Source organism: Rhizobium sp. YAF28, from assembly GCF_052113285.1.
GTDB lineage: Bacteria > Pseudomonadota > Alphaproteobacteria > Rhizobiales > Rhizobiaceae > Rhizobium.
The window spans coordinates 308,391-322,620 of record NZ_JBFRCX010000008.1 but is presented as its reverse complement, the minus strand read 5'-3'; the positions used below and the strand labels follow the sequence as shown (position 1 = coordinate 322,620).

Annotated in this window: 12 protein-coding genes; 5 read left to right on the top strand and 7 right to left on the bottom strand. The window is 59.2% G+C overall.

The features are described from left to right. Positions 1-70 precede the first annotated feature (70 nt). Together araD and AB4Z13_RS20320 are read left to right on the top strand one after the other, a co-directional pair. A complete protein-coding gene (gene araD / locus AB4Z13_RS20325; protein WP_442206625.1) occupies positions 71-1,807 on the top strand; it encodes an L-arabinonate dehydratase in 1,737 nt (578 codons plus the stop codon). Positions 1,808-1,824: 17 nt separating this feature from the next. Next, positions 1,825-2,547, top strand: coding sequence for a ribonuclease activity regulator RraA (locus AB4Z13_RS20320; protein ID WP_442206624.1), 723 nt, complete (start codon positions 1,825-1,827; stop codon positions 2,545-2,547). A 30-nt stretch (positions 2,548-2,577) separates the two neighbouring features. Here the strand turns inward: AB4Z13_RS20320 and AB4Z13_RS20315 are convergent, their stop codons facing one another. The 7 genes from AB4Z13_RS20315 to ltnD form a co-directional block, all read right to left on the bottom strand. After that, positions 2,578-3,477 carry a carbohydrate ABC transporter permease gene (locus AB4Z13_RS20315; RefSeq protein ID WP_113322549.1) on the bottom strand — a complete coding sequence of 300 codons (900 nt, stop codon included), beginning with the start codon at positions 3,475-3,477 and terminating at the stop codon, positions 2,578-2,580. 109 nt (positions 3,478-3,586) lie between these two features. Next, a complete protein-coding gene (locus tag AB4Z13_RS20310; RefSeq protein WP_113322550.1) occupies positions 3,587-4,519 on the bottom strand; it encodes a carbohydrate ABC transporter permease in 933 nt (310 codons plus the stop codon). An 81-nt stretch (positions 4,520-4,600) separates the two neighbouring features. Next, positions 4,601-5,905, bottom strand: a complete 1,305-nt coding sequence (locus tag AB4Z13_RS20305; protein WP_113322551.1) for an ABC transporter substrate-binding protein — start codon at positions 5,903-5,905, stop codon at positions 4,601-4,603. A 152-nt stretch (positions 5,906-6,057) separates the two neighbouring features. Further along, a complete protein-coding gene (locus tag AB4Z13_RS20300; protein ID WP_442206623.1) occupies positions 6,058-7,125 on the bottom strand; it encodes an ABC transporter ATP-binding protein in 1,068 nt (355 codons plus the stop codon). A 77-nt stretch (positions 7,126-7,202) separates the two neighbouring features. Next, positions 7,203-7,976: an SDR family oxidoreductase gene (locus tag AB4Z13_RS20295; protein ID WP_113324832.1), complete on the bottom strand. Its 774-nt coding sequence runs from the start codon at positions 7,974-7,976 to the stop codon at positions 7,203-7,205. Continuing rightward, on the bottom strand, positions 7,973-8,959 hold the full coding sequence (gene denD, locus AB4Z13_RS20290; protein ID WP_113324831.1) for a D-erythronate dehydrogenase: 987 nt from the start codon (positions 8,957-8,959) through the stop codon (positions 7,973-7,975). The genes AB4Z13_RS20295 and denD overlap by 4 nt, the downstream gene beginning before the upstream one ends. 277 nt (positions 8,960-9,236) lie before the next feature. Beyond that, positions 9,237-10,163 (bottom strand): L-threonate dehydrogenase, encoded by a 927-nt coding sequence (gene ltnD / locus AB4Z13_RS20285; protein ID WP_113324830.1) that lies wholly within the window; start codon positions 10,161-10,163, stop codon positions 9,237-9,239. Between the two features lie 210 nt (positions 10,164-10,373). Between ltnD and AB4Z13_RS20280 the strand changes: the two genes are divergently transcribed. The 3 genes from AB4Z13_RS20280 to arfA all read left to right on the top strand — a co-directional run bounded on the left by AB4Z13_RS20280 (position 10,374) and on the right by arfA (position 14,120). Next, on the top strand, positions 10,374-11,312 hold the full coding sequence (locus AB4Z13_RS20280) for a LacI family DNA-binding transcriptional regulator (protein ID WP_442206657.1): 939 nt from the start codon (positions 10,374-10,376) through the stop codon (positions 11,310-11,312). A gap of 169 nt (positions 11,313-11,481) precedes the next feature. After that, positions 11,482-12,405, top strand: coding sequence for an ArsR family transcriptional regulator (locus tag AB4Z13_RS20275; RefSeq protein WP_113324828.1), 924 nt, complete (start codon positions 11,482-11,484; stop codon positions 12,403-12,405). Positions 12,406-12,611: 206 nt separating this feature from the next. Further along, positions 12,612-14,120, top strand: a complete 1,509-nt coding sequence (arfA, locus tag AB4Z13_RS20270; RefSeq protein ID WP_442206622.1) for an arabinosylfuranosidase ArfA — start codon at positions 12,612-12,614, stop codon at positions 14,118-14,120. Positions 14,121-14,230 lie beyond the last annotated feature (110 nt).

Here is a 14,230-nt window from a genome sequence, read left to right as displayed (position 1 = left end):
AGCCAATGCAAAGCCGTTGCGCCAGAAACGGGACGGCATTTTCTTCAGTTCGAGACAGGACTTCAAAACAATGAAGGCCAGGAAGACACCTTCCAAGCTGCGCAGCGCCAGATGGTTCGCGCCCGATGACCTCAGAAGTTCAGGCCACCGTTCGCGCACCATGCAGATGGGCTACGCGCCGGAGGAATGGGCTGGCAAACCCGTCATCGCCATCCTCAACACCTGGTCAGATGCCAACCCCTGCCATGCGCATTTCAAGCATCGCGTCGAGGATGTGAAGCGCGGCATCTTCCAGGCCGGCGGCTTCCCGCTCGAACTGCCGGCACTGTCGCTGTCGGAAAGCTACGTCAAGCCGACGACCATGCTCTATCGCAACTTGCTCGCCATGGAGGCGGAAGAACTGCTGCGTTCACATCCGGTCGATGGTGCGGTGCTGATGGGCGGCTGCGACAAGACGACTCCCGGTCTTGTCATGGGTGCGCTCAGCATGGGCCTACCGATGATCTACCTGCCGGCTGGCCCGATGCTGCGCGGCAATTATCGCGGTGAATATCTGGGCTCCGGTTCGGATGCATGGAAATTCTGGGACGAGCGCCGTGCCGGCACGATTTCCGAAACCGAGTGGGTCGAGGTGGAGGCCGGCATCGCCCGCTCTTACGGCCACTGCATGACTATGGGCACGGCGAGCACGATGACGGCAATCGCCGAAGCGCTCGGGCTGACGCTGCCGGGTGCGAGTTCCATTCCGGCCGCCGATTCCAACCATATCCGCATGTCGTCGGCGGTCGGCCGGCGCATCGTCGAGATGGTCTTCGAAGACCTCGTGCCCGCTAAGATCGTTACACAGGCGGCAGTCGACAATGCCGTGACGGTCGCCATGGCGACAGGCTGTTCCACCAATGCCATCGTGCATCTGGTCGCGATGGCACGCCGTGCAGGCATACCGCTGACGCTTGACGATCTCGACCATGCAGGCCGTACAACGCCTGTGCTCGCCAATATCCGCCCGACCGGCAAGACCTATCTGATGGAGGATTTTTATTATGCCGGCGGCCTGAGGGCGCTGATGGCAAAGCTCTCCTCCAAGCTCGATCTCTCGACGATGACGGTCACCGGTGCAACACTCGGCGAAACGCTTGAGGGTGCCAGATGTTATAATGACGATGTCATCCGCTCTCTCGACAATCCGCTCTACCATGAGGGGTCGCTCGCGGTGCTGAAAGGCAATCTTGCACCGACCGGCGCCGTCATCAAACCCGCGGCCTGCGATCCGCGCTTTCACAAGCATGAGGGCCCCGCCCTCGTCTTCGACAGCTATCCGGATATGAAGAAGGCTGTCGACGACGAAACCCTCGACATTACCCCGGATCACGTCATGGTTCTGCGTGGCGCCGGCCCGCAGGGCGGCCCTGGTATGCCGGAATGGGGCATGTTGCCAATGCCGAAGGCGCTGCTGAAGAAGGGCTATCGCGACATGCTGCGCCTCTCGGATGCACGCATGAGCGGTACGAGCTACGGCGCATGCATATTGCATATTTCGCCGGAATCGCATGTGGGCGGCCCGCTCGCTTTGTTGAAAACCGGCGATATCGTTCGCCTCGATCTTGAAGCCCGCCGTATCGACATGCTTGTCGACGATGATGAACTGGCGCGCCGCCGTGCAGCCTGGGTCAAGCCGGCGGAAAAGTTTGGCCGCGGCTATGGCTGGATGTTTGCACGCCACATCGCCCAGGCCGATAGGGGCTGCGATTTCGATTTTCTGGAAACCGGCTTTGGCCCCACCCCCGACGAGCCGGATATCTATTGATTTCAGGAGGACAAGATATGACCACCACTTTGAGCCAGCAGACGCGTGAGAAGCTGAAGGGCGTTTCGACTGCGACCCTTTGTACCGCTCTTTTCAAACGCGGCCTGCGTAACCAGTTCATCCAGGACGTGCGCCCGCTCTCACCGAAGAAGACCAACATGGTCGGTCAGGCTTTCACGCTGCGCTATATCCCGGCGCGCGAAGACCTGAACACGCTTGATGTCTTCCGCAATCCGGAACATCCCCAGCGCGCCGCCGTCGAGCGCTGCCCGCCGGGCGCCGTATTGATCATGGATAGCCGGCGGGATGCGCGTGCTGCCTCCGCCGGCTCGATCCTCGTCTCGCGCCTGCAGGTGCGCGGTGTTGCCGGCGTCGTGACCGACGGTGGTTTCCGCGACAGCCCCGAAATCGCCGGTCTCGATATTCCTGCCTATCATCACCGGCCTTCGGCGCCGACCAACCTGACCCTGCATCAGGCGATCGAGATCAATGTCCCGATCGGCTGCGGCGATGTTCCTGTCTTCCCCGGCGACGTTGTGGTCGGCGACAATGAGGGCGTCGTGGTCATCCCCCTGTATCTTGCGGAGGAAATCGCCGACGAGGCCGTCGAGATGACGGCCTACGAGGATTTCGTTACCGAGGAGGTGCTCGGCGGCGCGACCATCATCGGGCTCTACCCGGCGACCAGCGAAGCACCGCGCGAAAAGTTTGCGCAATGGCGTAAGAGGAATAACCGTTAGGAGCGAAAAGGAGCAGCTTTTGCCCCTTTTTCATTCCTTGACGGCGCCTGTCATCGACGAGACGTAATAGTCCACGAAGAATGAATAGAGGATGACGACGGGCAGCGAGCCGAAGAGAGCTCCCGCCATCAGCGATCCCCATTCGAACACATCGCCACGCACCAACTCCGTCAGCACCCCAACGGGGATCGTCTTGTTCTCCGACGACTGGATGAAGGTCAGGGCGTAGATGAACTCGTTCCACGACAGAGTGAAGGCGAAGATGCCGGCCGAGATCAGGCCGGGCACTGCCAATGGCAGGATGATCTTCGTCAGGATCTGCCAGCGATTGGCGCCATCCACCAGTGCGCTTTCTTCCAGTTCGAACGGGATCGAGCGGAAGTAACCCATCAAAAGCCAGGTGCAGAAGGGAATGAGGAAGGTCGGATAGGTGAAGATCAGCGCGAGCCGCGAGTCATAGATCCCGAGCTTGAAGACGATGAAGGCAAGCGGAATGAACAGGATCGACGGCGGCACGAGATAGGCAAGGAAGATGACGAGGCCGATGGAACGGGAGCCGGTGAAGCGCACGCGCTCGATCGCATAGGCGCCGAAGACCGACGCAACAAGCGACAGGAGGGTCGAGCAGACTGCGACGAGGATCGTGTTCCACATCCAGCCCGGATAGGACGTTTCGAGGAACAGATATTTGATATGTGCAAGCGTCGGCCCGACCACCCAGAACGGGCTGTAATTGCTGTAGTCGGTCAGTTGTTCGTTCGGCTTCACCGCGGTGACCGCCATCCAGTAGAATGGGAAGAGCAGCACGAAGACGAAAACCGCCATCGGCAGGTAGAGCATCACCACCCGCCGTGGCAGGCGGTTCAGGTAGCTCATACCTTCGGCATTGTCGGTCAGGACGACATTGGCGGTGTTGGAATTGGTCGACATATCTTCCTCCCTAGAGCATTTCCGTTTCTTCGATCCATGGAAATGCCCTGTCTCTTTGTTTTCACGCAATTCTGACGCAAGACCGCTGCACGCTTTTGCTGGAATTTCCCTAATCCTGTCCGCCCTGCTGCCATTTGCGGCGCTGCAGGCCAAAGAAGCTGAACATGATCGCGCCGAGCAGGAAGGGGATCATCGCGACTGCGATCGCGGCACCCTCGCCGAGCTGGCCGCCGGGAATTCCGCGCTGAAAGGACAATGTTGCCATCAGATGCGTGGCGTTGACCGGCCCACCCTTGGTCAGCACGTAGATGAGCTGGAAATCCGTGAAGGTGAAGAGCACTGAGAATGTCATCACGACGGCGATAATCGGCGTCAACATCGGCAGCGTCACATAGCGGAAGCGCTGCCAGCTGGTCGCCCCGTCAAGCGACGCTGCCTCCTGTAGCGAGACCGGAATGGTCTGCAGGCCGGCAAGCAGCGAGATCGCCACGAAGGGAATGCCGCGCCAGACATTGGCGATAATGACTGAAATGCGCGCATTTGTGGGATCACCGAGGAAGTTGATCGGCGCGTCGATGAGACCAAGCTCCATCAGCGACCAGGAAATGATCGAAAACTGGGAATCGTAGATCCACCAGAAGGCCAGGGCGGACAAAACGGTCGGCACGACCCAGGGCAGAAGCACGATCGCCCGGAAGAAGCTCTTGAACGGCAAATGTTGGTTCAGAAGCAGCGCCAGCCAGAGACCAAGCACGAATTTCAGTATCGAAGCGACGAAGGTGTAGAGGACGGTGTTGAAGACCGACAGCCAGAAGACGTCATCCTCCATCAGGTATTGGTAGTTCTCCAACCCGATGAAGATACCGTCGCGGCCGATGCGCGTATCGGTGAAGCCGAGCCAGACGCCGAGCCCCAGCGGATAGGTCAGGAAGCAGACCAGGAAGACCGCCGCCGGCAGCATGAACAGGAAGCCGAGCACGTTGTTGTTCTGCAGGAGCGAGGATGTCGGTCCGCGCGTATCTCCGGAATTCACCGTCGACATTGCTTATCTCCAGATTGCGATATGCCCTAGAGACTTGCGGCACGTCGTTTCCGGCATGCCGCAAGTCTTGGAAAAATAGGATCAGACGCGATAGTAGCGGTTCGCCCGGCGCTCGGCCTCCTTCATTGCATCCTCTGGCGACCTCTGGCCGGTGACGGCCGCGGCATACATGTCGACCAGCACGTAGTCGGCCATGGTCGCGGCCGAGGCATAGCCGAGCGGGCCGGCATAGCCGTTCGGGCGCAGCTTTTCCGAGGCGCGCGCGTAAGGCGCATGGATCGGATCAGCAGTCCAGATCGGGTTCTTGGCGAATTCCTTGAGCGGCTGGCAGCAATAGGCGCTGGAGCCCTGGATCCAGGCATTCATCTGATCGGCTTCCATCATGAACTTGATGTAGGCCTTTGCTGCTTCAGGATATTTGCTGTGCTTGAAGAGAAGCAGCGAACTTGTCTGGTAAAGCTCGACGCTCTGGCCGACCGGGCCGATCGGGAAGTTCGTCGTGCGAATGTCCTTGGTGATTTCTGCGAGCTTGGGATCGCCCTTGGCAGTGTAATAGACCGACACACCGTTGGCGATCAGCGAAACCTGGCCGGCGAGGAAGGCGCGGTTGTTGTTGACGTCCTGCCAGCTTTCTGTGCCCGGAATGAAGGTCGCATAGAGCTCCTTGGCATAGTTGATCGAAGCCAGCGTTTCCGGGCTGTTGATCGTCACCTTGCCGCCTTCATCGACCATCTTGCCGCCGTGGCTCCAGAGCAGCCAATGGGCATAGTTGTTGCCGTCGCCGACAGCCTTTCCGTGCGGGAAGCCGGCGGGCGTGCCCTTAGCCTTCATCGCCTTGCAAAGCTCAAGGAAGCCTGCAGTATCCTTGGGGAATTCGCTGAAGCCAGCCGCCTTCACATGACTGTCGCGATAGACCACGGCATTGCCGATCGCCGTCAGCGGCATGGCGATGAACGTATCTCCGCGCGAGGCATAACCTTTGACGCCATCGTACCAGCCGCCATATTTGTTGCCGAGATAATTGGCGAGTTCGGTCAGGTCGACCAGCTTGTCCGGGTACTGATGAGCATCGTCGAACCAGCACATGATGAGATCAGGACCGGAACCGACATTGGCCGCAACCGCAGCTTTTGGGCGAATGTCCTCCCAGCTCTCCTTGTCGACGCGGACCTCGACACCGGTCGCCTCAGTGAATTTCTTGGTGTTTGCAAGCCAGGCTTCCTCATCACCTTTCACGAAGGGTGTCCAGCGCAGCAGGCGCAGGCTCGCGCCGTTTTCCGGCTTATAGGTCGGTTCGGCCTGTGCGAAAGAAGGCCTGATGCCCAGACCGGCGACGCCGGCTGCGGCTGCCGAAGCAGCAAGAAATTCACGTCTCTTGATCGTCATGATATTCCTCCTCCTTGAAAAAAGCGGGAGAGAATTCTCCGACATTCATCTCCCGCTTGATGAACGACGGTATCTGCATCCGGAAATGGGATGCCTGCCATCTGGCGACTGAACGGGAAGCCCCCTCCTCTCCCGCGCCGCGCCTGAAGACGTCAGTTGGTCAATCTCCGGCCACCTTCGGCATCGAAAAGATGAACATGCGAGGCGTCGATTGCGACATTCAGGCTCTCGCCTGGGCGCGCGTTGACGCGTTCACGGAAGACGCAATTGAGATCGCTGCCGCCGAACTTCAGCGTGAGATGCGTCTCGTAGCCGGTCGGCTCGATCACAACGATCTCGCCAGGCAGGCCGCCCGCGTCGAGCGAGATATATTCCGGGCGGAGCCCATAGACGAGGTCACGCCCTTTTGCGCTGTCCGGAGGATTGGCGACCGGAAGCGCCGTGCCGTCGGCGGCGATGAAACGTATGGGATTCTCGGGATCGAGCCTGCCCTTGATCATGTTCATCGCAGGTGAGCCGATGAAGCCGCCGACGAAGAGATTGGCCGGCTTGTCGTAGAGTTCCAGAGGCGAGCCCACCTGTTCGACAATCCCGTCATGCATGACGACGATCTTGTCGGCCATGGTCATCGCTTCGATCTGGTCGTGGGTGACGTAGACAGTGGTGGTCTTCAGCCGCTGGTGCAGTTCCTTGACCTCGGCGCGCATGGCGACACGCAGCTTTGCATCGAGATTGGAGAGCGGCTCATCGAAGAGGAAGACTTCCGGATCGCGCACGATGGCGCGGCCCATCGCGACACGCTGGCGCTGGCCGCCGGAAAGCTGGCGCGGATACCGGTCGAGCAGTGCATCGAGCCCGAGAATGCCGGCGGCGTATTTCACGCGCTTTTCGGCTTCGGCCTTCGGCGCCTTGTTGAGCATCAGCGAAAAGCCCATGTTCTGCTGCACCGTCATATGCGGGTAAAGCGCATAATTCTGGAAGACCATGGCGATGTCGCGATCCTTCGGCGGCAAAGTGTTCACCACCCGCCCGCCGATCCGGATTTCCCCGGCAGAGATGTTTTCCAGCCCCGCCAGCATGCGCAGCAGCGTGGACTTGCCGCAGCCGGAAGGCCCGACCAGGATCACGAACTCTCCGTCGGCAATATCGATGCTCACGCCTTTGATGACCGGAAACGCACCGAACGATTTGCGCACATCAGCGAATTGAACACCTGCCATACTCCCTCCTCCCAGATATCGAGCATCGTACGCTATGTATATGTATTCTCACGGCTTTTTCGGCCAAGCACCGCCAGTTATCCACGCCCGACAAAGGGCATTTTCGTCGCCATCACAGTCATCGTCAGCACGTTGGCGCTGAGCGGCAGGCCCGCCATATAGACGACCGCATCGGCGATATGGGCAGGATCAATGGTCGCCTCCGCGGCAGTCGTACCATTGGCCTGAAGAACGCCGGCGGCGATCCTTTTTGTCATGTCGCTTGCCGCATTGCCGATATCAATCTGGCCGCACGCGATGTCGAATTCGCGCCCATCAAGCGCGGTCGATTTCGTCAGGCCGGTGATGGCGTGTTTGGTCGCCGTATAGGGCGAGGAATTGGGGCGTGGCGTCGTTGCCGAAACCGAGCCGTTGTTGATGATGCGGCCGCCACGTGGTGTCTGGCTCTTCATCAGCCTGAACGCCTGCTGCGTGCAGAGGAAGGCGCCTGTCAGATTGGCCGCGACGATGGCGCTCCAGTCTTCGAACGACACATCCTCCAGCGGCATGCCCGGCACCGAGACACCGGCATTGTTGACCAGCAGATCGAGGCGACCATGCTGATTTGCGATCGCATCGAACAATGCTCTGACCGAGACCGGATCGCCGACATCGGCCCGGATTGCGGTAACTTCCGCACCCGTCTCGCTGCCGAGTTCGGCGGCGGCTTTTTGGAGAATCTCGGCACGCCGTCCCGAGATCACGACCCTGTAGCCGGCAGCCACTAGCCCCTTTGCGATCGCGCGGCCGATGCCCGTGCCGCCACCGGTCACCAGGGCAATCTTCGATTGCGTGCCGGTACTTTCACTCATGCAATCCTCCCGCCGAGTTCATCCTCGATATGCACCTGCAGGATCTCGTCAAAACTCGTCTCCGCCCTGAAGCCGAGCGCGGACGCTCTCTTCGCATCGAACTGCGTCGGCCAACCGGCCACGATGCGTTCGATCACCGGGTCGGTCTCGTGCTTGATCAGCGCAACGGCCTTGTCGCCCGCAATCCGGCGCAACGCTTCGATCTCTTCCGAAACCAGAGCCGAGAGACCCGGCATGGTCAGGTTGCGCCGCGACCCCACCTTTGCCGTGTCGATCCTCGCCGCGTGAACGAAGAAACCGACTGCCGCCCGTGGGCTCGCGAACCAGTGCCGGACGCTATCGCTGACCGGCAGCACCGCTGGCTTGCCGGCGAGCGGCTCACGCAGAATATTGGAGAAGAAGCCGGAGGCCGCCTTGTTCGGTGCACCCGGCCGCACGCAGATCGTCGGCAGGCGAATGCCGATGCCATCGAAAAAGCCACGGCGCGAATAATCGGCAAGCAGCAACTCGGCAACTGCCTTCTGGGTGCCGTAGCTCGTCAGCGGCGTGGAGAAGAATTCGTCCGGAATGACATCGGGAAAAGGCGTGCCGAACACGGCGATGGACGAGGCGAAGACCACGCGCGGCACATAGGCGGACTTCAGGCCCTGGTGGCGGATCGCCTCGAACAGAGCGCGCACACCATCGAGATTGACGGCATAGCCTTTATCGAAATCGGCCTCCGCCTCACCGGAAACGATCGCCGCCAGATGAAAAATCAGACCGGGCCGGGTCTCGATCAGCTTTTTGGCGATGCCGGCTTGGGCGAGGTCGATCGTCAGCGTGCTCGACACGGATCGAAGCGCCTCGGGCACCGGCGGCTGAACTGCATCTACCAGCGTCAGTCGGCTGATCGCGGCGCCAAGCACACCAGGCTCGCGGGCAATTCTTTCGACCAGCTTGCGGCCGATCATGCCTGCCGCACCCAAAATCATCACATGCATATTGGTTTACCTCCCAGCGCTGCCGGCGTCATTTTTTCGAGACGATCTCGATGTTTGATCGGAATCCGTTCTCCCCAGTCGGATTCCGCGCACGTCACGCCAGGCGCAACGCCATCTGCTCCTTCAAATTTTCCACTGCCTCGGACCGATATTCCGGAATGTTAGCGGCCAGACGAAACCAAACAAAACTGCAACTTGCAGGTCAACTTAACTTGCATGATCTGCGGGCGGTAGCAATCGAACATAAGTCTCATGCGCATTTTGCCCAGTGCCGCCATCAGCCCATAACCGCCATGCCCGGCAGGACGACACCGCTCTTTTCAGCGAGGATCTTTGCCACCGCGGCATCATCTTCGAGGCCGAGACCAGCGTCGGACGCTTGCCGGAAGAGATCGAGCGCGGTCACTGCGAGCGGCGTGAAGGCACCTGCCCGATCTGCTTCAGAGGTGACGATGCCGAGGTCCTTGACGAAGATATCGACCGCCGAGCGCGGTGCATAGTCACCCGAGACGATATGCTCGCCACGGTTCTCGAACATCCAGGAGGAGCCGGCCGAAACCCGCAGCACATCGTAGAGCGTCTTCAGGTCGATGCCCGTCTTGGCTGCAAACGTCATCGCCTCGGCGGTCACCGCGATATGCACCCCGGCAAGGAGCTGGTTGATCATCTTCACTTGCGAGCCGGGACCAGGCCTGTCCCCGAGCCGGAACACCTTGCCGGAGACCGCATCGAGCGCCTGTTTGGCACGCGCGAAAGCTTCTGGCGAACCGGAACCCATGACGACCATCTCTCCGGAAAGTGCCTTGGCGTGACCGCCGGAAACCGGCGCGTCGACGACAAGCATGCCGGCGGTTTCGAGCCGGTCGGCAATCGCGACCGTGGCGCTTGGCGCCATGGTGGTGCAAAGCAGGAAGACGGTACCGGCACGAGCCGTCTCCAGCGCGCCGCCAGGCCCGAACAACACGTCCTCGGTCTGGCTGCTGTTGACGACAAACACGAAAACCGCGGCGGCTGTGCTGGCAGCTTCAGACGGGCTTTTACACGATTTGCCGCCGGCCTGTGAAAAGCGCTGAAGAACATCCTGACGGACATCGCATCCGCTGACGACAAATCCTGCCCGCAAGAGGGACAGGGCAGCACCCCATCCCATCGAACCGAGGCCGATGACTGCAGCCTTGCCGGCGTCCTGCAAAGTTGTCTCCATAATACCAATCCGTCGATTGATCTTCCGTTACCGATACCGGTATCGATACCAAGCGCTAGAATCGCTGCAAATGTCAAGCGCTGCCAGTTCCACTTCAACCTCAACAAGCTTATGAATACTGGCGCGGCAGACGCCCTGCTATCGGGAGATCCCTTGCATACGCACAAATCCACTCTGGAAGAGGTCGCTGCGGCAGCCGGCGTCAGCAAGATGACTGCATCGCGAGCCCTACGCGGCGCGCCCGACGTCTCGATAAAAACGCGGGACAAAGTGCTGCAAGCGGCCGAGCGGCTGAATTATCTCGGCAATCGCCTGGCTCTGTCGCTGTCGTCGCAGCGAACCGACCTTGTCGCCGTCGTGGTTCCAAGCATGTCCAACATCGTCTTTCCCGAAGTCCTTGCCGGCATCTCGACCGGCCTGGAAGGGTCGGGCATGCAGGCCGTGTTCGGCATTTCCGACTACGATGTGACCAAGGAGCGCAACGTTATCAGAGACATGCTCTCCTGGCGGCCTTCTGCCATCATCGTTACGGGTCTGGACCAGCCGGATGAGACCGTGAGGATGTTGAAGAACGCGGCTATCCCCGTCATTCAAATCATGGACCTCGATGGCACGCCGATCGATTTTAACGTTGGGCTCTCGCACTGCAAGGCGGGCGAGGAGATGGCAAGGGCACTGATTGCCGCCGGCCGGAAGCGTTTCGGCTATATCGGCAGTGCACTGGACCGGGACTTGCGCGCCGGCAAACGCAAGGCCGGCTTCGAGCGCGTCTTGCATGAGAACCGTCTCGCCTTCATCGGGCAAAGGCTCGGCGACACCCTTTCCTCCGTCAGCCTCGGCAAATATCTGACGCACCAGTTGCTGAGTTCCGAGCCGAGCCTCGACTGCATCTATTACTCCAACGACGACATGGCAGCCGGAGGCGCATTCGCCAGCATGGAGGCTTCTCGCACCGACGACATTTTGATGGCAGGCTTTAACGGACTGGAACTGGCGGCCGCGCTTCCGGTGAGGATCGCCACATCCAGATCACCCCGCCATATGATCGGCGAAGTCGCAGCGCGTCTGGCACGCGGCTCCATGGCGCCGAACGCCCCATCGGTCAGCAAGATCACCGCCTTCGTCCCTGAGATTACGGGGATTGTATAGCTTGCGTCGCCGCTCGAGCCGGCAACCAGATGGCTGCGGAGAAAAAGCGACTATCATTTTAAACGAATACTGAGATTTAAATCAAAGAAATCGATCTATATCGCCTCTGGCAACTTGCTGTATCAGCATTGTCGATATAAAGCCGTCTGTGACGCAGCATGGAGCAATCATGGAACGCTCATTTTTGACGATTGATGCCGGAGTCAATGACACCGTTATCAAAGCTCTCTCTGCGCCGGGACGCCTGCAACTCCTCAAACTTTTGTGCTCAAAGGGTCCCATGAACGTCAACGACATGGCTCGAGCTCTGTCGCTGCCGCAGTCAACCGTCGCAACCGGAATTCAAATTCTGGAGGACGTGGGACTAGTCGAATCTCGCCTCGCCAAAGGGCGGAAGGGCAATCAGAAAATCTGCTCTGCAGTTTATGATGAAATCCTCATCAGCTTTGAGGACAAGTCCGTCAACAAGGCAGACGACGTCATCGAAGTTGAGATGCCGGTTGGGCTCTATACGAGTTGCGATATCCACGCCCCTTGTGGCCTTTGCTCAAGCGACAGTGTCATCGGCCTGCTCGACGTCCCTGACTATTTCCTTGATCCACAGCGTATGCAGGCCGGTCTCGTGTGGTTCGGAAGGGGCTTTGTCGAATACAAGTTCCCGAACAATGCCAAGGTTTTGAACAAGGACGTGCGCGCCATCGAGTTTTCGATGGAACTGTCTTCGGAAGTACCGGGAACCAATCCCGACTGGCCCTCCGACATCACGCTTTGGGTCAACGGAATGCCGGTCGGCACCTGGACTTCCCCGGGCGATTATGGTGACAAGCGAGGCGCCTATACGCCTGACTGGTGGAAGCTTAAAGGCTCCCAATACGGCAACCTGAAAACCTGGCGCATCTCCACACGAGGCACATTCATCGACGGCGTCTCAACCTCCAACGTCACGGTTGGAGACCTCGCTCTCGCGCAGCATTCCTCGATCCGTCTGCGCGTCGGCATTGCCGAGAATGCTAGCCATACCGGCGGCGTGAATATATTCGGCCGTGGATTTGGGAATCATGGCCGCGACATCGTTATGCGGCTCTACATTTAACGAACAATATCGGAAATCCTGATTTCAATAATGCGATATTTTTTCTGCCAAAAGACGACAATTCCGATCTAAATCATTGTGAAATAATAATTATTTCTGGCGCCCGAGCGGCGCATAGCGCACGCGCTGTTCAATTGACTCGCTTCCATCAAGCCATCAAGATAGCTGTATAAGAACGAAGAAATCGATATTTAAGGGAGGGTTCGTTGAAGGCGAATGTTATCGTTCATCGCGATTTTCGGGTCGCGAACATTGACCCCAGACTTTACAGTTCGTTCCTCGAGCACCTCGGGAGAGCCGTTTACGGCGGCATATACGAGCCGGGGCATCCAACAGCCGATGCGGACGGCTTCCGGCGAGACGTTATCGATCTCGTGCAGCAACTCGATACGCCCTATTGCCGTTACCCCGGCGGCAATTTCGTGTCCGCCTACGATTGGCAAGATGGCATCGGCCCGCGTTCGGAGCGCCCTGTCCGTCTTGACCTTGCCTGGCGCACCCGTGAAAGCAACCAGATCGGCGTCAACGAATTCGTCGACTGGTGCAAGAAGGCGAAGACCGAGCCGATGCTCGCCGTCAATCTCGGCTCACGCGGGCTCGATTCGGCCCGCAATTTCCTCGAATATTGCAACCATCCCAGCGGCACCTACTGGTCGGACCTGCGTCGCAAGCATGGTTGGGAAGCGCCCCACAATGTCAAATTGTGGTGCCTCGGCAACGAAATGGATGGCCCCTGGCAGGTCGGACACAAGTCGGCGCACGAATATGGCCGGCTCGCCGACGAAACGGCAAAGGCCATGCGCAATTTCGATAAATCGCTGGAACTGGTGGTCTGCGGTTCGTCACATTCCGATATGAAGACCTATCCGGACTGGGAAGCGCAGGTCCTCGACGAGTGCTATGACAGCGCCGACTATATTTCGCTGCATATGTATTTCGCAAACCGCGAGAAAAATACGCTCAATTACCTTGCCCGCACGACCAAACTTGATCGTTACATCACCACCATTGGCGGCGTGATCGACTATATCAAGGCGAAGAAGCGGTCGAAGAAGACGATCGGTATTTCCTTTGATGAATGGAATGTCTGGTATCATTCCAACCAGCAGGACAAGGATATCCTCGCGAAGAACGAATGGCCCGATGCCCCTCACCTTCTCGAAGACGTCTATAATTTCGAGGACGTGCTGCAGGTCGGCGGGATTCTCAATACCTTCATTCGCCGTTCAGATCGCGTGCGCATTGCCTGCATTGCCCAGCTCGTCAACGTCATCGCTCCGATCATGACCGAGAATGGCGGTCCGGCCTGGCGTCAGACAATCTACTACCCATTCTATTTCGCATCAAAATACGGCCGTGGATCGGCTCTGCAGCTCATTACCGACGCGCCGACCTATGACTGCGAAGAAGCGGACGACGTCCCCTATCTCGACGCATCAGCGGTCCTTTCCGATGACAGCCAGACGCTGACCTTCTTTGTCGTCAACCGTCATCCGCAAAACGCGCTTGACCTCGACGCCCGGCTGGATGGCTTTGCCAACGCCCGCGTGCTGGAACAGGTGGAGATGACGCATCCGGACCTGCAGGCCGTCAACACGGCGCGGCAGCCGGAGACAGTCGCCCCCGTCAAAGTCGAGAACGGGAAAATAGAGGATGGTAGATTGCGCGCAACGTTAAAGCCCCAGTCCTATAGCGTCATCCGGCTGTCGGTCTGACACCTTTCCGGCCATCACACTTGTGCTGGCCTGGAGAATATCCGCTCGCTGCGAGGAGGCAGCCGAGCCGGAGGAATGGTTCGCAGAAGCATCGGACCTGACAAGCGCAA